The 23,639-nt window shown below is 73.6% G+C and carries 29 protein-coding genes; 10 read left to right on the forward strand and 19 right to left on the reverse strand.

Features of this window, described 5'->3' with window-relative positions; translation table 11 throughout:
- The first annotated feature begins 104 nt into the window (after window positions 1–104).
- Window positions 105–1,019 carry an oxidoreductase gene (locus ACZ7LE_RS18555; RefSeq protein ID WP_470404724.1) on the forward strand — a complete coding sequence of 305 codons (915 nt, stop codon included), beginning with the start codon at window positions 105–107 and terminating at the stop codon, window positions 1,017–1,019.
- Between the two features lie 10 nt (window positions 1,020–1,029).
- Entirely contained in the window at window positions 1,030–1,632 is a 603-nt protein-coding gene (locus tag ACZ7LE_RS18560; protein WP_470404725.1) for a TetR/AcrR family transcriptional regulator, read from the forward strand.
- Between the two features lie 12 nt (window positions 1,633–1,644).
- On the opposite strand, the gene ACZ7LE_RS18565 is transcribed toward ACZ7LE_RS18560, so the two are convergent.
- From ACZ7LE_RS18565 to ACZ7LE_RS18615, 11 genes are all read right to left on the reverse strand, one after another.
- A complete protein-coding gene (locus tag ACZ7LE_RS18565) occupies window positions 1,645–3,282 on the reverse strand; it encodes a MinD/ParA family ATP-binding protein (protein WP_470404726.1) in 1,638 nt (545 codons plus the stop codon).
- Between the two features lie 82 nt (window positions 3,283–3,364).
- Window positions 3,365–4,786 carry a rifampin monooxygenase gene (gene rox / locus ACZ7LE_RS18570; RefSeq protein ID WP_470405316.1) on the reverse strand — a complete coding sequence of 474 codons (1,422 nt, stop codon included), beginning with the start codon at window positions 4,784–4,786 and terminating at the stop codon, window positions 3,365–3,367.
- Between the two features lie 291 nt (window positions 4,787–5,077).
- Window positions 5,078–5,548: an HNH endonuclease gene (locus ACZ7LE_RS18575; RefSeq protein WP_020018328.1), complete on the reverse strand. Its 471-nt coding sequence runs from the start codon at window positions 5,546–5,548 to the stop codon at window positions 5,078–5,080.
- Window positions 5,549–5,698: 150 nt separating this feature from the next.
- Window positions 5,699–5,833: a hypothetical protein gene (locus ACZ7LE_RS18580; RefSeq protein WP_470404727.1), complete on the reverse strand. Its 135-nt coding sequence runs from the start codon at window positions 5,831–5,833 to the stop codon at window positions 5,699–5,701.
- A gap of 201 nt (window positions 5,834–6,034) precedes the next feature.
- On the reverse strand, window positions 6,035–6,868 hold the full coding sequence (locus tag ACZ7LE_RS18585; protein WP_470404728.1) for an ion transporter: 834 nt from the start codon (window positions 6,866–6,868) through the stop codon (window positions 6,035–6,037).
- A gap of 76 nt (window positions 6,869–6,944) precedes the next feature.
- Entirely contained in the window at window positions 6,945–8,222 is a 1,278-nt protein-coding gene (locus ACZ7LE_RS18590) for an arginine deiminase (RefSeq protein ID WP_470404729.1), read from the reverse strand.
- Between the two features lie 16 nt (window positions 8,223–8,238).
- A complete protein-coding gene (locus ACZ7LE_RS18595) occupies window positions 8,239–9,000 on the reverse strand; it encodes a VIT1/CCC1 transporter family protein (protein ID WP_470404730.1) in 762 nt (253 codons plus the stop codon).
- A gap of 191 nt (window positions 9,001–9,191) precedes the next feature.
- Entirely contained in the window at window positions 9,192–9,920 is a 729-nt protein-coding gene (locus ACZ7LE_RS18600; protein ID WP_470404731.1) for a DUF1684 domain-containing protein, read from the reverse strand.
- An 87-nt stretch (window positions 9,921–10,007) separates the two neighbouring features.
- Complete coding sequence (locus tag ACZ7LE_RS18605) at window positions 10,008–10,457, reverse strand: DUF5959 family protein (protein ID WP_470404732.1); 450 nt, start codon at window positions 10,455–10,457, stop codon at window positions 10,008–10,010.
- Window positions 10,458–10,494: 37 nt separating this feature from the next.
- Window positions 10,495–10,950 carry a nitroreductase/quinone reductase family protein gene (locus ACZ7LE_RS18610; protein ID WP_470404733.1) on the reverse strand — a complete coding sequence of 152 codons (456 nt, stop codon included), beginning with the start codon at window positions 10,948–10,950 and terminating at the stop codon, window positions 10,495–10,497.
- Between the two features lie 53 nt (window positions 10,951–11,003).
- A complete protein-coding gene (locus ACZ7LE_RS18615) occupies window positions 11,004–11,330 on the reverse strand; it encodes a nitroreductase/quinone reductase family protein (protein WP_470404734.1) in 327 nt (108 codons plus the stop codon).
- A 6-nt stretch (window positions 11,331–11,336) separates the two neighbouring features.
- Between ACZ7LE_RS18615 and ACZ7LE_RS18620 the strand changes: the two genes are divergently transcribed.
- A complete protein-coding gene (locus tag ACZ7LE_RS18620) occupies window positions 11,337–11,624 on the forward strand; it encodes a MarR family winged helix-turn-helix transcriptional regulator (RefSeq protein WP_470404735.1) in 288 nt (95 codons plus the stop codon).
- 9 nt (window positions 11,625–11,633) lie between these two features.
- Window positions 11,634–12,017 carry a VOC family protein gene (locus ACZ7LE_RS18625; protein ID WP_470404736.1) on the forward strand — a complete coding sequence of 128 codons (384 nt, stop codon included), beginning with the start codon at window positions 11,634–11,636 and terminating at the stop codon, window positions 12,015–12,017.
- Between the two features lie 73 nt (window positions 12,018–12,090).
- On the opposite strand, the gene ACZ7LE_RS18630 is transcribed toward ACZ7LE_RS18625, so the two are convergent.
- Entirely contained in the window at window positions 12,091–13,014 is a 924-nt protein-coding gene (locus ACZ7LE_RS18630) for a M23 family metallopeptidase (RefSeq protein WP_470404737.1), read from the reverse strand.
- 89 nt (window positions 13,015–13,103) lie between these two features.
- Window positions 13,104–13,436, reverse strand: a complete 333-nt coding sequence (locus tag ACZ7LE_RS18635; RefSeq protein ID WP_470404738.1) for a PEP-utilizing enzyme — start codon at window positions 13,434–13,436, stop codon at window positions 13,104–13,106.
- A 138-nt stretch (window positions 13,437–13,574) separates the two neighbouring features.
- Here ACZ7LE_RS18635 and ACZ7LE_RS18640 point away from each other — a divergent pair, with 138 nt between their 5' ends.
- Both ACZ7LE_RS18640 and ACZ7LE_RS18645 read left to right on the forward strand, forming a co-directional pair.
- Window positions 13,575–14,147 carry a transcriptional regulator gene (locus ACZ7LE_RS18640; protein WP_470404739.1) on the forward strand — a complete coding sequence of 191 codons (573 nt, stop codon included), beginning with the start codon at window positions 13,575–13,577 and terminating at the stop codon, window positions 14,145–14,147.
- A gap of 82 nt (window positions 14,148–14,229) precedes the next feature.
- On the forward strand, window positions 14,230–14,823 hold the full coding sequence (locus ACZ7LE_RS18645; protein WP_470404740.1) for a histidine phosphatase family protein: 594 nt from the start codon (window positions 14,230–14,232) through the stop codon (window positions 14,821–14,823).
- A gap of 48 nt (window positions 14,824–14,871) precedes the next feature.
- Here the strand turns inward: ACZ7LE_RS18645 and ACZ7LE_RS18650 are convergent, their stop codons facing one another.
- The gene (locus ACZ7LE_RS18650; RefSeq protein WP_470405317.1) at window positions 14,872–15,297 is read right to left on the reverse strand and encodes an NUDIX hydrolase; all 426 of its coding nucleotides are present in this window, start codon (window positions 15,295–15,297) and stop codon (window positions 14,872–14,874) included.
- A 135-nt stretch (window positions 15,298–15,432) separates the two neighbouring features.
- Here ACZ7LE_RS18650 and ACZ7LE_RS18655 point away from each other — a divergent pair, with 135 nt between their 5' ends.
- Complete coding sequence (locus tag ACZ7LE_RS18655; protein WP_470404741.1) at window positions 15,433–16,143, forward strand: dienelactone hydrolase family protein; 711 nt, start codon at window positions 15,433–15,435, stop codon at window positions 16,141–16,143.
- A 7-nt stretch (window positions 16,144–16,150) separates the two neighbouring features.
- Here ACZ7LE_RS18655 and ACZ7LE_RS18660 read toward each other — a convergent pair whose 3' ends face one another.
- Both ACZ7LE_RS18660 and ACZ7LE_RS18665 read right to left on the reverse strand, forming a co-directional pair.
- Window positions 16,151–17,014, reverse strand: a complete 864-nt coding sequence (locus ACZ7LE_RS18660) for a patatin-like phospholipase family protein (RefSeq protein WP_470404742.1) — start codon at window positions 17,012–17,014, stop codon at window positions 16,151–16,153.
- Window positions 17,015–17,052: 38 nt separating this feature from the next.
- On the reverse strand, window positions 17,053–17,754 hold the full coding sequence (locus ACZ7LE_RS18665; protein WP_470404743.1) for a TetR/AcrR family transcriptional regulator: 702 nt from the start codon (window positions 17,752–17,754) through the stop codon (window positions 17,053–17,055).
- 112 nt (window positions 17,755–17,866) lie between these two features.
- Here ACZ7LE_RS18665 and ACZ7LE_RS18670 point away from each other — a divergent pair, with 112 nt between their 5' ends.
- Window positions 17,867–19,081 (forward strand): FAD-dependent monooxygenase, encoded by a 1,215-nt coding sequence (locus ACZ7LE_RS18670; RefSeq protein ID WP_470404744.1) that lies wholly within the window; start codon window positions 17,867–17,869, stop codon window positions 19,079–19,081.
- Window positions 19,082–19,090: 9 nt separating this feature from the next.
- On the opposite strand, the gene ACZ7LE_RS18675 is transcribed toward ACZ7LE_RS18670, so the two are convergent.
- The 3 genes from ACZ7LE_RS18675 to ACZ7LE_RS18685 form a co-directional block, all read right to left on the reverse strand.
- On the reverse strand, window positions 19,091–19,714 hold the full coding sequence (locus ACZ7LE_RS18675; protein ID WP_470404745.1) for a cation efflux transmembrane domain-containing protein: 624 nt from the start codon (window positions 19,712–19,714) through the stop codon (window positions 19,091–19,093).
- Between the two features lie 140 nt (window positions 19,715–19,854).
- On the reverse strand, window positions 19,855–20,673 hold the full coding sequence (locus ACZ7LE_RS18680) for an ABC transporter permease (RefSeq protein ID WP_470404746.1): 819 nt from the start codon (window positions 20,671–20,673) through the stop codon (window positions 19,855–19,857).
- Window positions 20,670–21,764 carry an ATP-binding cassette domain-containing protein gene (locus ACZ7LE_RS18685; protein ID WP_470404747.1) on the reverse strand — a complete coding sequence of 365 codons (1,095 nt, stop codon included), beginning with the start codon at window positions 21,762–21,764 and terminating at the stop codon, window positions 20,670–20,672. Before ACZ7LE_RS18685 ends, ACZ7LE_RS18680 begins: the two co-directional genes overlap by 4 nt.
- A 114-nt stretch (window positions 21,765–21,878) precedes the next feature.
- Between ACZ7LE_RS18685 and ACZ7LE_RS18690 the strand changes: the two genes are divergently transcribed.
- Window positions 21,879–22,868, forward strand: coding sequence for a helix-turn-helix transcriptional regulator (locus ACZ7LE_RS18690; protein ID WP_470404748.1), 990 nt, complete (start codon window positions 21,879–21,881; stop codon window positions 22,866–22,868).
- A 97-nt stretch (window positions 22,869–22,965) separates the two neighbouring features.
- Window positions 22,966–23,526 carry a hypothetical protein gene (locus ACZ7LE_RS18695; RefSeq protein WP_470404749.1) on the forward strand — a complete coding sequence of 187 codons (561 nt, stop codon included), beginning with the start codon at window positions 22,966–22,968 and terminating at the stop codon, window positions 23,524–23,526.
- The last annotated feature ends 113 nt before the right edge of the window (window positions 23,527–23,639 follow it).

Genomic DNA, 23,639 nt, shown 5'->3' on the forward strand with positions numbered 1-23,639 from the left:
TGCCAGGGCTTGTCGCGCCGGGGGAGCGGGTGCATAGTGGGAAGAGGCAACCAACTAGTTGGTTGGACACTCGCCGACACCGGCGCCGAAACCCGAGGAGCCCCATGTACACCGTGCCCGACCAGACCGGCCGCACCGTCGTCGTCACCGGTGCCAACAGCGGCACCGGCCGCGAGGCCGCCAAGCGCCTGGCGGCCGCCGGCGCCCGCGTGATCCTCGCCGTCCGCAACGCGGACAAGGGCGCCGACGCCCTTGCCGAGGTGCTCGCCACCCGGCCCGGCGCGCGGGCGGAGGTGCGGCTGCTGGACCTCGCCGACCTGGCGTCGGTCCGGGCCTTTGCCGACGGGCTCGGGCGTGACCTCGACCGCGTCGACACCCTGGTGAACAACGCGGGCGTGATGGTCCCGCCGCAGCGGTACACGACCGCCGACGGCCACGAGCTGCAGTGGGGCACCAACTTCCTGGGCCCGTTCGCCCTGACCAACCTGGTGCTGCCGCTGCTCCTGGCGGCGCCCGCGCCGCGCGTCGCCACCATGAGCTCCGGCGTGGCCAACCGGGGGACCATCGACTTCGGCGACCTCGACTGGGAGCGCCGTCCCTACCGGGCCTGGGCCGCGTACGGGCAGTCCAAGCTCGCCGACCTGCACCTGGCCCGGCACCTCGCGCACCTGGCCGCGCACCGCGAGTGGGCGCTGACGAGCACCGCGGCGCACCCCGGCTTCACCCGGACCAACCTCCAGGTCACAGGGCCGAGCATGGGCAAGGAACGGCAGGTGCGCTGGTCCCCGGGCTCGCTCCTGCCGTCGATGGACGCCCCGGAAGGGGCTGGCTCGATCCTGCTGGCCGCCGCCGACCCGGGTGCCCCGTCCGGCGCCTACTACGGGCCGCGGTTCGGTCTCGTCGGCGAACCCCGCACCGCACGGCTCAACCGGCGCATGCGCGACGACGCGACGGCAGCCCGCCTCTGGTCCGTCGCCGAGGAGATCACGTCCACCGCCCTGCCGGCGGCCCGGAGCTAGGCTGGGCGACATGCCCACCCCCCGTGCCGACGTCGGACGCGCCGCAACACCCGAGCGCATCCTGGAGGCCGCCGCCGAGGAGTTCGCGCGGTACGGGCTCGCCGGCGCGCGCGTGGACCGGATCGCCGAGGGTGCGTCGGCCAACAAGCAGCGCATCTACGCGTACTTCGGCGGCAAGGAGGCGCTGTTCGACCAGGTGGTCAGTGCGCGGATCCTCGACCTGCTGGACGCCGTGCCCTTCACCGCCGACGACCTGCCCGGCTACGCCGTGCGCCTGTTCGACTTCACGGTGGGCCACCCCGAGCTGGTGCGGCTCCTGCTCTGGCACACGCTGGAGCGGCCGGGCGTGCTCGGCGCCCTGGAGCGGTCGGCGACGTCGAGCGCGGCCAAGGTCGAGGCGCTGCGCGACGTCCAGGCGCGGCACCCCGACCGGATCGACGCCACGGTGCCGGCCGACCGGCTGCTCGGCCAGCTGCTCGCCGTGGTGCACGGCTCGGTGCTCACCGTGGGCGGGATCCTCGCCGTCCCGGAGGGCACGGAGGCGGCGGACGACGTGCGGGCCGACGTCCGCCGCGCCGTGACCCGGATCGTCGCCCCGGCGCCGTCGGCGTAGCTCGTGGCGGGGTCAGAAGCCCCGAGCCAGCGCCGCGCCCGCGGCGAGCCACGCCCGGCGCGTCTGCGGGCGCAGGGCGCGGTAGACGAGCTGGCCGTCGACCATGGCCGGGTCGAACGGGACGGTGACCACCTCGCGCGCCAGCGAGCGGTACCCCTGGGCGACGCGGCGCAGGTCGGCGGGTGTCGCCTTGGGGTCCGACTGGCTCACCACGACCACGGCCTTGCGGGCCAGGTCCGCCATGTGCTCCCCGCGGTTGGCCAGCGCCTCCAGCAGCAGCGCGCCCGCCTCGGCGTGGTCGTCACGGGTGCTGGTGGCGACCACGAGCTGGTCGGTGTGGTCGATCATGCGCAGCCACATCGGGTCGGACTCGTCGTTGCCGGAGTCGATGAAGATCATCCGGTAGTACTTGGCGAGCACCGCGTGGATCGCGTCGACGTCCTCGGACGAGATGCGCTGCTCGTGCGCGAGCGCCATCGGCTTGGACCGCAGCACGTCGAACCGATCGCGCGACTGGTGGTGCACGAACCAGGCGAGGTCGGCGAGCTGCGCCGTCGGGCCCAGGAAGTGCTCGGTCTGGGGGATCAGGTCGAGCAGGGTCGCCTCGTGCGGCCCCTGCTCGGTGCGCCAGCCCAGCGTGCCGCGGGTCTGGTTGTTGTCCCACGCGACGACGCCGGAGCCGCCGTGCGAGGAGAAGACCGCGGAGAGGAGCACCGTGGCCGGCGTCTTGCCGGCGCCGCCCTTGCCGTTCACGATCGAGATGGTGCGGGGGCCGGGCCAGTGCTGGCTCACCACCTGCTCGTCGGCGCGCTCGGCCCGCTCGGTCTCGCCGGGGCGCACCCGCAGCCCGACCCGCGCCAGCACGCCGCGCACACCCTGCGTGGCCGGCTCGTCGAGGCGGTCCTGCACGAGGAAGGACGACCGGCGGCTGTCGCGGCGTCCGCCGTCGTGCCCGGGTCCGGGGCTGAAGGAGGACTCGGCCTCAGGGGCGTAGGTGCCGAACGAGCCACTCGCCCCCTGCGGGCCCGGGGCCCGGGGCGCCGGCTCCTGCTGCGGCATGCCGTGCGGCGCCGGGCCGCGCCCGTCCGGTGCGGGTGCCTCCGGCCCGGGTGCCTCCGGCTGGAGGTCCTGCTGCCCGACGCCGCTCGGAGCCGCGTGCTGGCCCACACCGTGCTGGCCCACACCGTGCTGGCCGACGGCGTGCTGGCCGACACCGTGCTGCCCGACGCCCGGCTGCGCGACGTCCTGCTGGTCGGCATGGCCCATGACGCTCGTCCGCTGCGGCACGGCAAGCCCGGCCGGCCCGGGCGCCGTCGGCCCGGTGTGTGCCGCCGCGACGGCGGGCTGGGCGAGGCTCTGCGGCGCCGCGGCCTGGACCGCCTGCGCGGCCCCCGCGCCGCCGTCCTGCACCACCCTGCCGTCGGGGTGGACGGTCAGGCCGGTAGGCCCTTCGGGGCCCAGGGCCTGGACCTCGACCGCGAGCCCGATGCTCGCCGAGTACTCCATGACGAGGCGCATGACCTCGCTGCGGGCCTCGCCCAGGCTGTTCCGGTAGACGGGTACCGTCTGACCGTTGATCGTCACCTGGCCTGAGCCGTCGTCACGCACGACCACATCGGCGCGCGGCCACCCCGCGGTTTGGACGCTCACTCGCGTGCTCCCCTTCTCCGGTCGCCGGACATCGTCGTGGCGAGTTCATGAACGCGCACAGGGTACCGGTGGCTTTCACCCGTCATGTTTCGGCGCCGAACCACCGGCGCACCTGGTCCAGCAGGTCCTGCTGGTCCGCGCCCACCCAGGCCACGTGGCCGTCCGGCCGCAGCAGGACGGCGGGCACGTCCAGCGCGGCGTCGGCGTCGGTCACGTGGTCGACCCGGTCGGCCCACCCGTCGATCGTGAGCCGTCCGGTGCGGTCCAGCAGCAGGCCGCGGCCGGCGCGCAGGAGCTCGTAGAGCCGGCCCTGCCGCAGGCCGACGTCGGGCAGGCGCCGCCCGAGCAGCGTGGGCCCGGCGCCGAGGTCGTAGCGGACGCCGGTCGCGGTGACTTTCTCCACGAGGAGCCGGCGCACGTCGTCGAGGCCCATCAGCTCGGTCAGCAGGCGGCGCACGGCCTGCGGGCCTGGCTCGGGGGAGAGCAGCACGTGCTGGGCGCGGGTGTTGTCCAGCACGTCGGCGGCCACCGGCCGGCGCTCGGCGGCGTAGGTGTCCAGCAGCCCGTCCGGGGCCTGGCCCGTGACCTCGGCGGCCAGCTTCCAGCCCAGGTTGAACGCGTCCTGGACCCCGAGGTTGAGGCCCTGCCCGCCGTACGGCGGGTGGACGTGCGCGGCGTCCCCGGCGAGCAGCACGCGGCCGGCGCGATACCGGTCGGCCATCCGGGTGGCGTCGCCGAAGCGGGACAGCCAGCGCGGCGAGTGCGCGCCGAAGTCGGTGCCGGCGAGCGTGCGCACCTGTCGGCGCAGCTCGTCCAGGGAGGGCGGGACGGCGCGGTCCTCGGCCACGCCGTCGGCGGGAGCGCCGAGCCGGTACAGGCCGTCCCCGAGCGGCATGGCGCCGAAGTCGTTGTAGGTCTTGCGCACCTCCGCGACGGTCGCGGCGATCGTCTCGGCGGATGCGGTCAGCTCCACCTCGCCCAGCAGGGTCTCGTGGGTGCTGGGCTCACCGGGAAAGCCGATGCCGAGCAGCTTGCGCACGGTGCTGCGGCCACCGTCGCAGCCCACGAGGTAGCGCGAGCGCAGCCGCGTGCCGTCGGCCAGCTCGGCGGTCACGCCGTCGTCGTCCTGGCTCAGCCCGGTGACCTCGTGGCCGTACCGGATCTCGACGCCCAGCTCGGCGGCGCGCTCGCGCAGCAGACGTTCCGTGACGGGCTGCGGGATGCCGAGGACGAACGGGTACGCGGTGTCCAGCCCGGCGGGTGTGGGGCCGCTGATGCCCGCGAAGCCGCCGACGGGGTACTGCGTGCCCAGCGGCAGGAACCGGTCCAGCAGGCCGCGCTGGTCCAGGATCTCCAGGGTGCGCGCGTGCAGGCCGAGCCCACGGACCACCTTCGTCGGCTCGGTGTCCTTCTCCAGCACGAGCACCCGCACGCCGCGCAGCCGCAGCTCGCAGGCCAGCATCACGCCGGTCGGGCCGCCCCCGGTCACGAGCACATCCGTCATGTGCGCGTCGGTCGCGTTCACCTCGGTCAAGAGAACCTCGTTTCGTCAGGCGCCAAAGCCGGCGACGGCCGACGATTCTGCGCCCCCACGGGCCCCTTGCCGCAAGCCCCCCACTGCGTTATACGTTGAAACTGGCAGGAGCGCGCGACCCCGAGCGCGGACTCACCGCGGCACTCATGGAGCCGGGCTGGGGCGAACGCCGGCAAGTGATCGGTAAAAGGTCAGGTGATCGGCAACTCGAGTTGCCGATCACCTGACCTTTTACCGATCACCCGCTTGGTTCAGCTCGGCTCACGCCGCGCGGGCCGCTCTGTGCCGGATGGCGCGGGCGTAGTCCGCGCGTGGGACGTGCGGCGTCACGTGGAGCACCATGCCGGCCTCGGCCGGGGTGCGGTCCGCCTTGTGCGAGTTGCACTCGTAGCAGGCGGCCACGAGGTTCATCCACGTCGAGGGCCCGCCGCGGGACCGCGGCAGGATGTGGTCCACGGTCTCGGCGGGGCCGCCGCAGTAGGCGCACAGGCCGTCACGGCGCTTGACGCCGAGCTTGGTGCACGCGGGCGCCCCGCCCGACTTGTAGAGCCACCGCATCGTCACGTACCGGACCAGCCGCAGCACGCGCGGTAAGGGGAACGGCCCGAAGGAGCGGCCGTCGACCGCCTCCTCCACGACCGCGACCTCGCGCACGAGCATGTGGATGGCGTGCCGGACCGATACCCGGTGCAGCGGCTCGTAGCCGGCATTGAGGACTAGGACGTCGGCCACGGGCCTGCTCCTTCCGGTGAGCTTGTCGTCTCGGTTCTTGTCTTTCTGGTGGTGCTGGCTGTGCTGCTCCTCAGCCCCGGGACGACAAGAGCCGCCCGGGAACAAGATGTCCCGAGGCGGCTCACGTTCACTGGTCCGGCCATTGCCGGATCAGGAGCGTATGGCGCCCCGGATGGCCTCGCGGCCGTCCCAGAGGTGCTGCGCGGTGGTCGGGTAGGACGACTCGGTGGCGGCACTGGCCTTGCCCAGGCCTGCGGCCTGGAGCGCGATGCGGGTGCGAACCATCGTGTGTCTCGTCCTTTCCAGTGGTGTCGGAGGTGGCTGTCGGTCGTGCTGCGTTCGGGTCTGACGGCGGTGCCGGCGTCGTGGAACAGGCGGTCACAGACACACAACCTGCCGCCACGGCACCAGTCCGTGTGTGAAGAAAGGTACAACGAGGACTTGGTAGCGTCTATGGCTTTTCCGGAACTGCAACCCAAGGATGCATCAAGTGCGCGGCGTGGCGGGGTCCAACGGCGTGTCGCGCCGGGCCGCCGCGAGCTCGGCCTGCAGCACGCCGAGCTGCGCGCGGATGGCGCGCAGCTCGTCCATGACCTCCGCGTCCGACCGCTCCTCGTGCTCGGTGAGCTCGTCGATGCTCTCCATGCCGCTCACGACCACCGCGATGAACAGGTTCAGCACCGCGAACGACACCACGAGGATGAAGACGACGAAGAAGATCCACGCCGTCGGCTCGTCCTCCATCACGTCCTCCGCGATGTCCGGCCACGCCTCGCCCGTCATGACCTGGAACAGGGTGAACGCCGTGGTGCCCAGGTCGCCGAAGTGCTCCGGCGCGATCGCCCCGTACAGGTTGGTCGCGATCACCACCGACACGTACAGGACCAGCACCAGGAGCGCGCCCACCGAACCCATCCCGGGCACCGCCGCGACCAGGCCGTTCACCACACGCTTCATCGAGGGCACGGAGTCGGCCAGGCGCAGCACGCGCAGGATCCGCAGGGCGCGGAGCAGGGACAGCGGGCCGGTCGCCGGGATCAGGGCGATCCCCACCACGAGCAGGTCGAACACGCTCCACGGGTCCCGGAAGAAGCGCGGCCCGTGCGCCACCAGGCGCAGGGAGATCTCGGCGACGAAGAACCACAGCATCGCGTCGTCGATCACCTGCAGCACCTGGTCGACGGGCCCGTCGACGATCGAGGTCTCCAGCCCGAGGACCACCGCGTTGGCGATGATCACGCCGAGCACCACCCGCTGGAACGACTGGTGCTCCACCAGCCTGCGCAGGCGCTCGCGTACGGGCACGCCACCGACCGACATCCGGACTCCTTTCAGGGTTTTTGTCCGGAATGCAGGGTAACTGCCGGGCGGTCGGTGGCGTGCGGGGGTCCAGCCCCTACCAGCTCACGGGCTCCCGGATGATCGGGCAGGTCATGCAGTGCCCGCCGCCGCGCCCGCGGCCCAGCTCGCCGCCCGCGATCTCGATCACGTCGATGCCGGCCTTGCGCAGCAGGTCGTTGGTGGTCGTGTTGCGGTCGTAGGTGAACACGACGCCTGGCTCGACGGCCACGGAGTTGTTGCCGCTGTCCCACTGCTGCCGCTCGGACTCATAGACGTCGCCGCCGGTCTCGATGACCCGCAGCTGGCCCAGCCCGGAGACCTGCCCCACCACGTCGAGGAAGGACGACCGGCCGGCGTCGGTCACCGAGACGCCGAGCGGCCCGGAGTCGGGGCGCAGCACGAACGGGTGCACGCGGTCCACGATGCGCGGGTAGACCGTGACGGTGTCGACGTCGACGAACGTCATGATCGTGTCCAGGTGCATGGCCGCGCGCAGCCGCGGCATGCCGGCCACCACGATCTGCTCGGCCGCGCCCGCCTGGAACAGCGAGGCCGCGACCTGCGTGATCGCCTGGCGCGACGTGCGCTCGCTCATCCCCATCAGCACGGTCCCGTTGCCGATCGGCATGATGTCGCCGCCCTCGAAGGTGGCCTCGCCGTGGCTGCTCTCCGGGTCGCCCCACCACACGCGGCTGCCCACGAAGTCGGGGTGGAACGAGTAGATCGCCTTCATGAGCAGCGTCTCGTCCCGGCGTGCCTGCCAGTACAGCGGGTTCAGGGTGAGGCCGCCGTAGATCCAGCAGGTCGTGTCCCGCGTGAACAGCGTGTTGGGCAACGGGGGCATGAGGTACTCGCGCGCGTCCGGGCTGAGGTCCGCCAGCGCGCGGAAGCCCGGCGGCAGCTCGGGCACGTCGGCCACGGCGAGGCCGCCGATCAGGTACCGGGCCAGCTCGTGCTCCGGCAGGGACTCCAGGTACTCGCGCGTCGCCTCGACCAGGCCGTTGCCCACGATCTCGGGCACGATCTTGCGGTCGAGCAGCCAGTCGCGCGCCCCGGGCACGCGGAGCGTCTCGGCGAGGAGGGCGTGCAGCTCGACGACGTCGACGTCGCGCTCGCGCAGCTCGGCCACGAAGTCGGCGTGGTCCTGCTGGGCGCGCTCGACCCACAGGACGTCGTCGAACAGGAGGCCGGCGGAGTTGGACGGGGTGAGGCGCTGGTGGGCCAGACCGGGGGCGCAGACCAGGACCTTGCGCAGGCGGCCCACCTCGGAGTGGACGCCGTACGCCGACGAGGGTGTGCCGGCCGGGGGCGGTGTGCTGTCGATGGTGTTCATCGGGCGATAACGGTACTCACCCGACCGCCGTCGTGCCGAGCAGGGAGCCGATCGCGAAGGTCGCGCCGAGCGCGAGCGCCCCACCCACGACGACGCGCGCCGTGGCGCGCACCCGCGGCGCGCCGCCGATCCAGGCCGCGATCCAGCCGGTGCCCGCGAGCGCCGCCAGCACGACGACGAACGTGACGCCCACCCGCCAGGGCTCGGGGATCAGCAGCACGGCGGCGAGCGGCAGCACGGCGCCGAGCGTGAAGGCGACGGCGGACGCGAGCGCTGCGTGCCAGGGGCTGACCACGCCGTCCTCGTCGATGTTGAGCTCGGCCTCCAGGTGGGCGGCGAGCGCGTCGTGCTCCGTGAGCTCGACGGCGACCTGGCGGGCGGTGGCGGGGGACAGGCCCTTGGCCTCGTAGAGCTCGGCAAGCTCCGCGAGCTCCTCGTCCGGCATGGTAGCGAGCTCGGCCTTCTCCTTGGCGATGAGCGCCCGCTGGGTGTCGGACTGGCTGGAGACCGACACGTACTCGCCCAGCGCCATGGAGATGGCGCCGCCGACGAGGGCGGCGACGCCGGCGGTGAGGATCGGGCCGGTCTGCGACGTCGCCGCCGCGACACCCACGGCCACCGCGGCGACCGAGACGATGCCGTCGTTCGCGCCGAGCACGCCGGCGCGGAGCCAGTTCAGGCGCTCGGCGAGCCCGTTGGTGTGGGGTTCGTCGGGGTGGCCGACGGCGGTGGGGCCGCCGGTGTCCGGGTGCTCGGCGCCGGACGCTTCTGTCGTCATGGCCTCAGGCAACCAGGAGACGCGGCGGGAGGCCAACATCAGGCCCGAGGTTGGGAAGCCTCACCTCTTCGGTGTTGTGTTCCCCTTCGAGGCCCGGGTTTCTTCGCTTTGAGCCGCCCCAGAGCGAAGAAACCCGGGCCTCGTAGGGGAGCGGGGGCGGCGACGAGTTCGTCGTGGTGCAGGGCTGACTCTCAGTACGACGAGGTCAGCGGGGTACGCTCGCCGACCGGGACCTCGACCGCCAGCGTGTTGCCCTCCTGGGCGAGCGGGCACGTCCACGCCGGGTCGTAGGCGCAGGACGGGTTGTAGGCGAAGTTGAGGTCGAGCACCAGGTCGCCGACGCCGAAGTCGTCGGGGCCGCCGCCCTCGCCGCCGTCCGACCCGCCGGTGTGCCCGAGCCAGGAGCCCTTGATCGTGTCGATGAGGTAGCGCCCGCCGCCGTAGGTGCCGCCGGGCGGGCCGGCGAGCGCGTCCTTGATCGGCACGAACAGGCCGCCGCCGTAGGAGGCGAGGCGCCAGACGTCGAGGGTGCCGAGGTCGCCCAGGGCGTCGGACCCGAGGGCGACCGTGCCGAGCAGCTCGAACGGCACCACGCCGTCGGTCCCGGTGGGGACGTCGAGGCGGCGCGGCGCGCCGTCAGGCCCGGGCTCGGCGGGCACGATCGGGGCGCTCAGGCGCCAGGCCGGGTCGTACGGGGTGACGCTCAGCCCGGTGAAGCCGGGCCGCTGCTCCGGGAGGATCGGCGAGACGGGGTGGGTCGCGAAGAGCTCGTCCCGCGCGGCGATCCAGCCCGCGTGCGCGGCGGCCGGGTTCACGACGGCCCGGGTGCGGGCCTCGGCGTACAGCGCGAAGACGCGCCGCCGCCAGTCCGCGGTCTGGAGTGCTGTGATGGCGGGGGAGGTGGTGGCGGCGTGCGTCATGCGTCCGACACTACCCACCGCCGGTGACACACCGCGGGCGGGGCCTCACACGGGCACGCGCAGCGTCGTGGTGCCCGTGCGAACTCGTCACCCGCGTTCGAACAGCTCGTAGACCTGGTCCAGGCGGTCGTAGGCCTCGTCGAACCACTCGTCGGACACGGGGACGGCGGTCGTCACGTCGGTCAGCAGGCCCATCCTGTCGCGGACGGTGACGACGAGCAGGTCGTCGTCCTCCCACCGGACGTGCACCTCTGGGGCCCGCAGATTCTCGCGCCAGGCGACGTCCTGCCCCAGGTCCAGCGCGTCGAGGAGCCCCCGCCAGGCGTCCAGGTCCACGTCGCCGACGAACGTCGGCTGCACGCCCTTGACGCCGCGCCCGGCCGCGACATCGCCGCAGTCGATCTCGATCGTGCCGCGCGCCTGACTGGCGGTCCCGTCGGGCCGGCGATCCAGCGAGTCGATGCGGAGGGTCACCGTGTTCCCGTCGCCCTCGAAGCGGAAGAGCTCGCACGGCAGACCCGCATCCTGTGATGTCACGGGCCGGAGTCAACCACGACTCACCGACATCCCGGGATCAGCCCTTCGGCGTCAGTTGGATGACCGGCATCTCGCGGTCCGTCGTCTGCTCGTACCGGCGGAAGTTCGCCGCCTCGGCCGTGATCCGCTGCCACGCCTCGGCGCGTTCCGCGCCGTGCAGCTCATGGGCGGTCACGGCGACCTTGCGGCCGCCCAGCTCGACCGTCAGCCGGTCGGGATGGGCGGCCACGTTGAGGTACCAGGCCGGGTTGGTCGCCGCGCCCCAGGCGGAGGCGACGACGAGCCAGGAGCCGTCCGGGCCGGGGAACCACGCGAGCGGGGTCGGCCGGGCCTGTCCGCTCCTGCGTCCGACGGTGGTCAGGACCAGGAGGTTCTTGCCCATGGTCGTGGCCGTGGTGCGCCGGGCGTGCCCTGCCATCAGGCGGTTCAGCCAGCGGAACACGGGCCCGGGGACGCGGGCCCCGCGGGTGCCCGTCGGGTGGGAGAAGCTCATGGAGCGGTCCTCGTCGGATGGTCGGGTTCGGCCGCCGGGAATCATGCCAGAGGTCAGGGCTTCGGCGTCAGGTGGATCACCGGGATCTCCCGGTCGGTGGTCTGCTCGTACTTGCGGAAGCCCGGGGACTCGTCGGTGATCTGCTTCCAGACCTGTGCACGCTCCGTGCCGTGCAGCTCGCGCGCGGTCACCGCCACCTTGCGGCCCGCCAGCTCCACGATCACCTGGTCCGGGTGCGCCGCGAGGTTGAGGTACCAGGCGGGGTTGGCCTGGGCTCCGGCCGCCGACGCCGCGATGAACCAGCCGCCGTCGGGCGCCGCGAAGTAGCCGACCGGGTTCTCGCGGGGCTGGCCGCTCTTCCGGCCGACGGTGGTCAGCACCAGCGCATGGTCGACCTGGCGCAGCTCCTCGGGATCGAGAAGGCGGCACTCACCGGCCTCGTCGACCGGGCGGAGCGGCGCGGGCTGCTGGAGCGCGGCCCCGTTCCCGGCGACCGCCGGGCGGTCCAGGTGTCGCTGACCGACGCCGGCACCCAGGCGGTGGCCGCCTTCGAGGCCGGCGTCACGAGCGCGCTCGACGGCCTGCTGGCCGCGCTGCCCGCCGGCGACCGGCCGGAGTTCCGCCGGCTGGCGTCGGCCGTGGTCGTGGCGGCCCGGGGTGCGCGCGCGGCCTAGGATCACGGGGTGCTGCGACTCTCCGACGTCACCTATCTCGTCCACGACCACGACGAGGCGATCACCTTCTTCGTCGACGCCCTCGGGTTCGCCCTGCGGGAGGACGAGACCAACGCGGCCGGCCGCCGCCGCGTCGTCGTCGGCCCCGCCGACGGCGGGACCGGCCTCGTGCTTGCGCTCCCGGGTGCCGACGACGTCGTCGGGCGCCAGGCGGGTGGGAAGGTCGCGTTCTTCCTCGAGACCGACGACTTCGCTGCGCAGCACGCGCGGATGATCGCGGCGGGCGTGCGGTTCCGGGAGGAGCCGCGGTACGAGGAATACGGGACCGTCGCCGTCTTCGAGGACCTGTACGGCATGCCGTGGGACCTGATCGAGCCGCCGTCGGGCGCCTGAGCCCTCAGGCCGCGGTCAAGGCCGAAGGCCCCCGAGGCGTACCTCGGGGGCCTTCGGTGTCGCGGAGCGGGCGTCAGCCGCAGTGCTCGAACGGGCTCGTGTAGCTGGTGGAGCCCACCGAGCCGCCCCACTTGACGCAGGTGCCGGGCGCGGACCGCTTGACCGGGCCCGCGTAGTACCCGTAGCTGCCGGAGTCGGTGGTGCGCGACGCGCCCTGTGGTTCCAGGAAGGCCGAGACCGCGGTCGGGGTGCCGAGGTTGGTCGACTTCAGGGTGACCACGCAGTTGTTGCCGGTGCCGGAGTTGTACAGCAGGTAGGTCCGGCCCACCGTGCCGAGCGCCGCCTGGTCGACCACCGTGAAGCCGCTGCCGCAGACCTCCGCCGGCGTGTACGGGTTGCTCGACCCGCAGGCGTTGGTGCTGGTGACGGCCTTCTTCTGGCCCACGGAGACGGTCACGCCGTCGACGGTCGGCGAGGTGTCCACGACGCCGGACGAGCTGCGCTGCTCGTAGTGCAGGTGCGGTGCCGACGAGCCGCCCGTGGAGCCGACGGTCCCGATGACGGTGCCCTGGCTGACCGACATGGTCTGACCCGGGTTGCGCACCATCGTGGCCAGGTGGGCGTAGCGCGTGCGGGTGCCGTCGCTGTGCACGATCTGCACCCACTTGCCGTAGCTGGTGCCGCCCTCGTCGTCGAAGGTGGCGGTGCCGCCGGCCGTGGCCCGCACGGTCTCGCCGTTGATGGCGTCGCTGCCGTAGGTCTGCCAGTCGATGGAGCCGTTGGGGCTGTGGCCCCCGCTCCAGTTGTTCGCGTAGAACGTCTTGCTGCAGTTGAAGGGTGACTTGTGGGAGATCGCCAGCACGCCGGCGCCGCCACCCGGCGTCGTCGGAGAGGCCGTGGCCGACGCCGTCGGCGAGGCGACCAGGGCGAGCGCGGCCAGGGCCGCGAACGCCCACTGCCTGGCGGATCTTCTGCGGAACGGGGAGTTGCCTGTCATTGGTGCTCTCCATCCTGAGGTCTGACTCTTGGTCTGACGCAGGAAGGCTGGCACGCCGCCGGGCTGGTGCCCATGGGGAGTACTGCCCGTCAGCCGCTGACCCGCCCGGCCCCGCCGTCGACCGTGACGGTCTCGCCGTCGCGCAGCGTCGTCGTGGCGCCGGGTACCGCGAGCACCGCGGGGATGCCGTGCTCGCGGGCCACGATCGCGGCGTGCGACAGGACGCCGCCGGTCTCGGTCACCACAGCCGAGACCAGGCCGAACAGGGCGGTCCACGACGGTTCGGTGAAGCGGCACACGAGCACGTCACCGGGGCCCACGTGGGTGAAGTCGTCCGGTCCGTGCACCACGCGTGCGGGGCCGGAGGCCCGGCCCGGGCTGCCGGGGGTCCCGGCCAGTTCGACGACAGAGCTGTCCGACATGACTTCCTCCCTGGGCGTAAGCGCCCGCGTTGACACCGGCGGCCGCGGGATGCACGGTGCACTATGACCCACATCCCGGTGCTCGGCAGATCTTCGCAGCCGGAGCTGCTCGTCCTCCACTCAGTTCGGATCCAGGGCATGGCGGACGACGACGCCGTGGCCGCCCGGTTCGGCCTCGACCAGGCGGACGCGCGCGAGCTCCTGCTCGACGACGAGGCGTACGGCTGGGTCCGCCAGGCGGCGTTCGGCAGCACGGCGGGCTGGTCGCTCACGGAGCGCGGCCGCGCCGAGGACGACCGGCTCCTCGCCCTGGAGCTGGCCGAGTCGGGTGCGCGGGCCGTCGTCGAGGAGGCGCACGAGGCCTTCGGGCCGCTGAACGCCCGCCTCCTGCAGGCGTGCACCGACTGGCAGCTGCTTCCCGCGGAGGACGACCGGCTCGCGCCGAACACGCACGCCGACGCGGACTGGGACGCACGCGTGCTGGACGAGCTCGGCGCGCTGGGCGGTGAGCTGACGCCGCTCGTCGCCTCGCTCGCCGCGGTGCTGGCCCGGTTCGACGGGTACGACACGCGGTTCGCCCGGGCGCTCGACCGGGCACGCGCCGGGCAGGGCGAGTGGGTGGCCGGGACCGGCATCGGCTCGTGCCATGCCGTCTGGATGGAGCTGCACGAGGACCTGCTCTCGACCCTGGGGATCCCGCGCGGCGCGTGACGGGCCGCGGCGCGCGGGCCCGTGGCAGCCCGTGGCGGCCCGTGCGGTGCGTCGTGCCAGGTCCGGGCGCTAGGTTCGTCGCATGGCGACCCGACACCTGTACCTGGCCCGACACGGCGCGGCGGACGCGTTCGGCGCGCTGACCGACGTCGGACGGCGGCAGGCGGACCTGCTGGGGGCGCGGCTGTCCGCGCTGCCGGTCGACGCGGTGTGGCACTCGCCGCTGCCGCGCGCGGTGGCGAGCGCGCACGTGCTCGGCGAGCACCTCCCGGGGGTCCCGGTCGCGGAGGCGGCCGAGCTGGTCGACCACGTGCCGTACGTGCCCGCCGCGCCGGACCTCCCGTCGGCCTGGGCCGGCTTCTTCGACGGGTTCGACGACGCCGAGCGCGCCCCGGGCGAGCGGCTCGCGGCCGCGCTGGTCGACCGGTTCGCGCGGACCGCAGACGCCGAGACCCACGAGGTGCTGGTCACCCACGCGTTCCAGGTCGCGTGGCTGCTGCGCCACGCGCTCGATGCGCCCCCGGCCCGCTGGCTCGGTCTGAACAGCGGCAACGCCGCGCTGACCGTGATCGAGTACCGCGACGGGCTGCCGCCCACGGTCGTGCTGTTCAACGACATGGGGCACCTGCCCGCCGACCTGCGGTGGACGGGCTTCCCGCCGTCGGCGCGCCCCTGACGTGTCAGACGCACAGCTCACTGGGGTGACCTGTGCGTCTGGCAGGCCCTACGGGATCAGGCCCGCCCAGCGGCGCGACAGGTCCACCAGTGCAACCCGGTTCAGCGCGTCGATCTCCTGCTGGGTGTGCCAGGCGACGCCGTCGGTGGAGCCGTCCTCCTCGACGCGCAGCTCGCCGCCCGTGATGTGCGCCCGGTACACGATGCGCAGGGCCTGCCCGGGACGGTCCGCCGGATGTACGCGCTCGGCGGCCGGGAACACGACGCTGTCGACGCCGAGCAGCCCGGCCAGCTCCACGTGGTAGCCGGTCTCCTCGTAGACCTCCCGGACGGCGGCGTCGGCCGGGTGCTCGCCCGGGTCGATGCCGCCGCCGGGCATCGTCCAGCCGTGGTGCGTCCCCTCGGACCAGTGGGGCAGGAGCATCCGGCCCGCCTCGTCGGTGATGACCGCGTACGCGGAGACCCGCAGGTCCATGGTCCCGTCGGTGCTGGTGAACATGGTGCCCATCATGGCGCGCGCAGAACATGTGCACGATGCACAAGGCCTGGTACGGTCGGCAGCGAGGTCCGGGCCAGGCGTCCGGACGCCCCAGCGCACAGGAGGCTCCGCGTGCATCCCGGACACACCTCGGTCCCCGTCGGCGAGGGCCCCTTTCCCGGCGTCGTCGTGGTGCACGACGCGTACGGGATGACCGCCGAGCTGCGCCGCGTCTGCGACCACCTGGCCGCGCAGGGCTACCTCGTGCACGCGCCGTCGATGTACCAGCGTGGACGGTGCCTGCGGCAGACCTTCGCGAGCTTCGTCGCCGACCAGGGACCCGCCTACGACCGGCTGGAGGAGACGCGCGCGGCGCTCGCGGCCCGGCCCGACTGCACCGGCCGGGTGGGCGTCCTGGGGTTCTGTCTGGGCGGCCGGTTCGCGCTGGTCGCCGCCGGGCGCGGCGGGTTCGACGCCGCGGCGGTGAACTACGGCCTGCTGCCCGCGGGCAAGCAGGAGCCTGCGGAGCTGGACCGGATGCTGGCGGCCCCGTGCCCGGTCGTGGCGAGCTACGGCGGCCGCGACAGGGTGGTCGACGTCGCCGAGGTGGACAAGCTGCGCGCCGGCCTGGAACGCAGCGGTGTGGCCGTGGACCTCAAGGTGTACCCCGAGGCGACCCACTCGTTCCTCGCGCAGTACACCGGCACGCTCGGCATGCTCATGCGGGTCCAGGGCATGTCGCACGACCCGGAGGCGTCGGCGGACGCCTGGGCGCGGACGCTCGGGTTCTTCGCCGAGCATCTGGGCGGGCCGACGCCGGCCGCCCCGGCCCAGGCCGAGTGAGGCCGGGTCAGGCGAACAGCGCGGCCAGCTCCGCCGCCTGCGCCCGCCCCACCGCGCGGCCCGCGACCGCCGACGGCGCCCGCGTGGCAGGGGAGAGCGGATTGATGCCGAACGCCTCCATCGAGGCGTCGTCGGCGCAGATCATGAGCACCTTTGCGGGCGCCAGGGCCTCGACCTGCTCGGTGGCCGACGGGCCGAACGGCGACGGCGACCCCGGCCGCTGCGGGGTGATGACCAGCACGTGGTCGGCGCCGGCGGCCAGGTCGACGTTCGCCACCGACCGGATGCCGCCGTCCACGTAGCGCCGGTCGCCGATGGTCACGGGCGGCCACACGCCGGGCACCGCGCAGCTCGCCGCGATGGCGTCCAGGAGCCGCACGCCCGAGTCGCTGCGGAACACCCGTAGCTCGCCCGACTCGGCGTCGACGGCGGGGATGGCGAGGTCGGTGGCCGGCCACTCGGTGCTCAGCAGGTGCGCCTCGTGCTCCTTGAGGCGGGTCGCCTCGTCGGTGGTGGTGGCGGCAAGGGCCATGGCGCCGATCCGGCGTCGGATCTCGGCTGGTTCGGGCGGGGTGCCGTCGGGGGCGGGCTCGAAGGCGGCGGCCCAGCCCGCGAACATCGCGGGCCCGTCGAACTCGACCACGAAGTCGAGGCCGTCGTCGACCAGCTGCGCCTCGTAGAGCTCCTCCAGTGGTGTGCCGCTGGTGACCTGGGCGGCCACGGCGGACCCGGCCGACGTGCCGACCACTCGTCCGGCGCCCAGCAGCCGGGCCGCGAGCTCCCGGTCCTTGTCGGCGATGCCCTGCAGCACGCCCAGCTCCCAGGCGACGCCGGCGACGCCGCCACCTCCGAGTACCAGTGCGTCTGTCATGCCTCGCACATTACGACGGGGCCTCCCGCCCGGCGCGGTCACGCGGGGGTGATCGTGGGGCGCTCCCGAGGGCGCAGGACGGCCGTCGTCGGGCGGTCCGGAGCGGCGGTCTCGACCAGCCGGTCGACCGCGTCCTCCAGCGCATCCAGCACTTTCGGCAGGGCGGCGGCGACGTCCGCGGGGTCGGCGTCGGCGCGGTCGTAGGTGGACCCGATGAGTCGTTCGGCGGCGTCCAAGATCACCCCCCGGCGCTCCGGGTCCGCCAGGCCGATCAGGACCGAACCCGACATCACGGTCTGGAAGGCGGTGACGATCTCGGCGGTCGGGGTGTCGTGCACCAGTCCGTGCGCCTGCATGATCGAGACGATGCGGTGCAGCGCCGGGCCGGGGAAGTCGTCCGAGCCCGCCGGGCCGCCCGGCTCGCCCAGCCGCTGCGTCGCCAGGCCGGGGATGTCGAGCACGGAGGCGATCTCCCGGCGCACCACGTGCGCGATGGTCAGGGGCGTCGCTCCGGCGCGCAGCTCGTCCGCGAGCGAGGTGAGGAGACCGGCGGCCTCGAGGTGCAGCACGGCGTCGTGCAGCCTGGCCTTGGTGGGCCAGTACAGGAAGACCGTCCCCTTGCCGACGCCGGCGCGGGCGGCGACGGCGTCGACCGTCGTGCGCTCCGAACCGTCCAGGAGGAACTGCTCCCTGGCGGCGGCCAGGATCGCCGCCGCCCGGTCCTGTACCGGACGTGCCATCGTCACCCCTCTTCTCGTGCCCGGCCATCCTAGTCGCCAGTTCTTGACTCGTGATGATCTGTCAGTCAATAATCGGGTCACGTGATCCGGAGGTCCGAGGAGAGGGATCGGCATGAGCAAGCCGCGCGCACTGGTGGTCGGCACGGGTATCGGGGGTCTGGCCACGGCCCTGCGTCTGCACGACGTCGGCTGGGAGTCGGTGCTCGTCGAGCGGGCGCCTGCGCGTCGCGGGGCCGGGTACTTCGTCGGGATGTTCGGTACCGGGCAGTCGGCGGCGGCCCGGCTCGGCGTGCTGGACGCCATCGGCAACCGCACCGACCCGGCCACGATCACCTACGACGTCGAGCGTGACGGCCGACGTCGGCCCGGCATGGGCTACGGCGACCTGCCGGGCATGCCGCAGCTCGTCCTGCGCGGCGACATCGAGGGCGCGCTGTACGACGCCGTCGAGCAGCTCGCCCCGCTCCGGTACGGCACCACGCCGGTCGCGATCGAGGAGCGGCCCGACGGCGTCGACGTCACGCTGCGCACCACGCCCGACGGCGGTGGCGACGGCGTCGAGACCACCGAGCAGTTCGACCTCGTGGTGGGCGCCGACGGCCTGCGCTCCACGGTGCGCCGCCTCGCGTTCGGGCCGGACGCCGACTACCTACGGCCGTTCCATCACATCATCGGCGTCTCCGTGCTGGACGAGCCCGTGCCCGGGTTCCGCGCCACCGACGGCATCGTCCTGGCCGAGCCGGGCCGGTCCGTGTGGGTGTTCCCGTTCACCGACCACCGGCCGACGGTCCTGTTCAGCTACCGCACGGACGACGAGGACGCGCAGTTCCGCCGTCCGCCCGCCGATTCGCTGCGCCGGGCGTTCGGCCCCGAGCCCGCCGGACCCGTGCTGGGCAACCTGCTGGACCAGTTCGAGGCGGCCGACGAGCCCCTGTTCGACTCCGTGCACCAGGTGGTGATGCCGAGCTGGCACACCGGCCGCGTGGTGCTGCTCGGCGACTCCGCGTGGTGCGTGACCCTCTACTCGGGCATGGGGGCCTCCAGCGCCATGGCCGGCGCCGACCTGCTCGGCACCGTGCTCCAGCGCAACCCCGGCAGCCCCGCCCGGGCGCTGCGTGAGTGGGAGCTGCGGATGCGCCCGTTCATCGCGACTCACCAGAGCAACGGCCGCCGGGACCTGGTGATGTTCGTGCCGCAGAGCCGCAGGGACAAGCGGGCCAGGACCCTCACCCAGAGCCTCCTGGGCAACGCCACGGGAAAGCGCTTGATGCAGCGGGTCTTCGCCCCGCGCTTCGCGGAGAAGTCCCTGGACGTGGCGGCGGCCTGACCGGTCCGGTCAGCCGATCTCCTCGCCGGCCAGCGCCCTGGCGGCCAGGCGTTCCTCCTCGCTGGCCTCCCAGACCTCGTGGGCGGCGTGGAGCGCCAGGAGGATGATGACGCAGCCCAGGACCAGGTCGGGCCAGCCGGAGCCCGTCCACGCGGTGACCAGGCCCATCGCGATGATCGCGACGTTCACGAGGACGTCGTTGCGGGCCGAGAGGAACGCCGCCCTGCCCAGCGCGCCGCCGTGGTGGTGGGCCCGGGCCAGCAGCCAGGCGCTGGTGCCGTTGACGACGACCGCCCCGAGCGACGCGACGACCAGCGGGACGACGTCGGGCGCCACCGGGTCGGCGAACCGGCCCACGGCCTGCCAGGCCGCCACCGCCGCGGGACCCAGGATGATCAGGGCCATCACCTTGCCCATCAGCGCCCGCCGGGCCGGCGGCCAGCTCAGGGCGACCAGGATCAGCAGGTTGATCGCCGTGTCCTCGAGGAAGTCGACGCTGTCGGCGAGCAGGGAGATCGACCCGGCGGCGAGCGCCACGGCGAGCTCGACGAAGAAGTAGGTCAGGTTGAGGACCGCGACGACCAGCACGGTCCGGCGCAGACCGGCCACGCGGTCGTCAGGTGGGGTGGGCACGGGGTCATTGTGCCGCGCGTGGCGCTCCTGGCCGGTCCGGGGCGCCCTGCTTCGCTTCGAGGCCCGGCTTTCTCCTCTTTGACGCGCGTCAAAGCGAAGAAAACCGGGCCTCGAAGGGAAGCGCAGAGGCGCGACGGGGGTCAGTCGGCGGAGCGCACCATCGCCCGCACCCCGACCGTCAGGCCGACGGCGGCCGTGGCCACCGCCGCCACCCAGCCCCACGCGACGGCGGACGACGCCAGGTCGCCCGCGAAGGCGGCGCGGCCCGAGTCGACGACGTACCGCAGCGGGTTGACCGTGGAGAGGGCGCGCATCCACGCCGGCCCGGTCTCCAGCGGCAGCAGCATGCCCGAGAGCAGCATGACCGGGAACAGCACGGTCTGCTGCACCACCCAGAACATCCACTCCTGCTTGCGCACCGCGAGCGCCAGCGCGTACGACAGGGCGCCGACGCCGATGCCGAGCACGGCGAGCTGCAGCAGGGTGAGCACCGCTCCGAGCGGGTCCGGGCGCAGGCCGAACGGCAGCATGACGAGCAGCACCACCGCGGACTGGGCCAGGACCGGCACCATCTCCTTCAGGGCGCGGCCCACGAGCTGCGCCGGCCGGGACAGCGGGGTCACGAGCATCCGCTCGTGGACCCCGGAGGAGATGTCGAGCTGGAGGTTGGAGCCGGTCACGGAGCTGCCGAACAGCGTGGTCATCGCCAGCACGGCGGGCACGAACCACAGCCAGACGTCGGTGCCGAGGGTCGCACCCGCTGAGCCGACCAGCAGCGGGCCGAACAGCCCGAGGAACACGAGCGGCTGGATGAGCCCGAACAGGATCGAGAACGGGTCGCGCGCCACCGGGCGCAGCTCCCGCAGGAGCACGATCCGGGTGTCGCGCACGAAGCTGCGGCGCGCGAGCGGGCGCTCGGCGGAGGCCTGCGAGGCGGGGGTCAGGGTCGCGGCGCTCATGCCGGGACCTCCTTCTTGGTCGTCGTGGAGGTGGTCGTCGCGGAGGTGGTGGGGGTGTTCGCGGGTTCGTCCGGTCCGGCGCCGTCGACGCCGGTCTCGCGGAGGCTGCGGCCGGTGAGGCCGAGGAAGACGTCGTCGAGCGTGGGCCGGGCGACATCGATGCGACGCACCTCGACGCCGGCCGCGTCGGCGGCACGCAGCAGCCCCGGCGTGACGCCAGGCCCGTCCGCGGTGCGGATCTCGACGGTCCGGTCGGCGTCGTCCGCGCCCCCGGCGGCCTGGGCCCGCACCTCGGCATCGGCCACGCGGACCGACCGGGTGCCGGGCGCGCGCTCGGCGATCGCCGCGAGGGCCGCCGTCTGCCCGGCCGGGACCCGCAGGGTCACCAGGTCGCCCGCCAGCTCGGCCTTCAGGGCGTCGGCGGTGTCGTCGGCGATGACCTGCCCGTGGTCCACCACGATGACGCGCTCGGCGAACGTGTCCGCCTCGTCGAGGTAGTGGGTGGTCAGCACGATGGTCATCGGTTCGGCGGCCGCGGTGCGCATCCGCAGGATGTGCTCCCAGAGGTTGGCGCGGTTGTGCGGGTCCAGCCCGGTCGACGGCTCGTCGAGGAACAGCAGCGGCGGCCGGTGGACCAGACCGACGGCCACGTCCAGGCGGCGCTTCTGGCCGCCCGAGAGGCTCTCGACCTTGCGGTCGGCCTGCTCGGTCAGGTCCAGGGCCTCCAGCAGCTCGGCGGCGCGGGTCCGGGCCGTGCGGCGGTCCAGGCCGTAGATCTCGCCCTGGGTGACGAGCTCGTCACGGACGTGCTGGGCGGCGCCGCCGGCGCCGCCCTGGCCCACGTAGCCGATGGCCGCGCGGACCCGGTCGGGGCGCTCGACGACGTCGTACCCGGCCACCTCGGCCGTGCCCGACGTCGGCTGGATGAGGGTGGTCAGCATGCGCAGGGTCGTGGTCTTGCCGGCGCCGTTGGGGCCGAGCACGGCCACCAGCTCGCCCGGCTCGACGTCGAGCGAGATGCCACGCACGGCGTGGACGGTGCGGGTGCGGCTCACCACGAAGTCCTTGGTGAGTGCTCGGGTGCGGATCACGATGTCTCCTTCTTGCGGTCCGTGCGTTCGGTCGGTTCCTGCTCTGCGGTACCCCCTCAGCCTTCCCGAGGTAGAGGTCAGGTCCTGGCCTGTATTGCGTGCGATCCTGGATTCGTGCTCGAGACCTCCGGACGCCTCCTCGCCCTCCTGTCGCTGCTCCAGGCCCGCCGCGACTGGCCCGGCGCGCTCCTCGCCGAGCGGCTGGACGTCAGCCCCCGCACGGTGCGGCGTGACGTCGACCGGCTGCGCGAGCTCGGCTACCCCGTCACCGCGACCAAGGGGCCCGACGGCGGCTACCGCCTCGACGCCGGGGCAGAGCTGCCCCCGCTGCTGTTCGACGACGAGCAGGCGGTCGCCGTCGCCCTCGCGCTGCGCACCGGCTCCATCCCCGGCGCCGAGGAGGGGGCGTTGCGGGCGCTGGCGACCATCCGCCAGGTCATGCCGGCCCGCCTCCGGGCGCGACTGGACGCGCTCGAGGTGACCACCGTGCGGCGTCGGCTGGGACCGGAGGAGCCGGCCGTGGACCCCGACCTGCTGCTGGCGCTCGGCTCGGCCTGCCAGGCCCGCGAGGTCGTGCGGTTCGACTACACGGGGGGCACCATGGCCACCGTCGGGGAGGGCGACGCCGCGTTCCGGCCGCCGCGCCGGGTCGAGCCGCACCACCTCGTGACGTCGGAGGGGCGCTGGTACCTCGTCGCCTTCGACCTCGACCGCGACGACTGGCGGCTGTTCCGGGTGGACCGCCTGACGCTCCGCTCGGGCACGGGGCCGCGGTTCGCGCCGCGGGAGGTGCCGGGCGGCGACGTCGCCGCGTTCGTCGGGCCGCGGATCACCGGGTCCCGCTCGCCGGTGCGCGGCGAGGCGGTGCTCCACGCGCGGGCCGCCGACATCGCGCCGTGGGTCGGCGGCCACGGCCTGTGCGAGCCCCTGCCCGACGTCGACGGCGCGCCCCGGTGCCGCGTGGTGCTGGGCTCGTGGTCCTGGGCGGGGCTGGCCGGGCGGCTCAGCGTCTACGACGTGCCGTTCGAGGTGGTGGGTCCGCCCGAGCTCGTGGCGGCGACCCGGGAGCTGGCGGGCCGGTACGCGGCGGCGGTGCCGGACTGACCCGCCGCCTGACCTGCGAGAAGGGGCGCGTGGCGGGGGAACCGCACAGTAGGTTGAGGCGTTCCCCGTATCCACGACCCCGACAGAGAGCGTGCGCATGACGAACCTGGCCGACTTCACCGCCGACGAGCTCGCCCCGATCCTGGACGCCCCGGGAGCCGTGCTGAAGGGCGCGACCCTCGCCGACGGCCGTCCGGGAGCCTTCCAGTTCCTCAAGGAGATGACCTCGGGCGCCAAGGTGTTCCGCGAGGCCCAGGAGCACGAGAACGACTTCGTCCGTTCTGTGGCGATCGGCATGCGCGACCGGCTCAAGGAGCAGGACGCGGCCGAGGCCGAGGCGGCGGCGAACCCCGCCTCGCAGGTCGGGGTGGCGGCCGCGGCCGCCGCCACGGAGCGCGCGGCCCAGGAGGGCGCCCGTCCCGACCCGGAGGGCGAGACCGCCCGGGCGGTCGAGCTGACCGGCGCTGCCGTAGCGCTGCTGCGCGCCCGCGGCGACGAGAAGGACGCCATCGCCTACGGCGAGTGGATCCTCCGGATCGCCGAGCAGGTCGCGGAGGCCTCGGGCTCCAAGGTGGGCGGCTTCTTCAGCAAGCGGGTCAAGGTCAGCCCGGGGGAGCAGGACTTCATCGACCGGCTGACGGCGGCTGTCGGGGCCTGAGGCCGTCGGACTGCCTGGTCGGGCCGCCTGGTTGTCCGCCGTCGCCCACTCCCTTTGAGGCCCGGGTTTCTTCGCTTTGAGCCGGCTCAATGCGAAGAAACCCGGGCCTCAAA

The sequence above is a fragment of the Promicromonospora sp. NPDC110617 genome, from assembly GCF_055598465.1.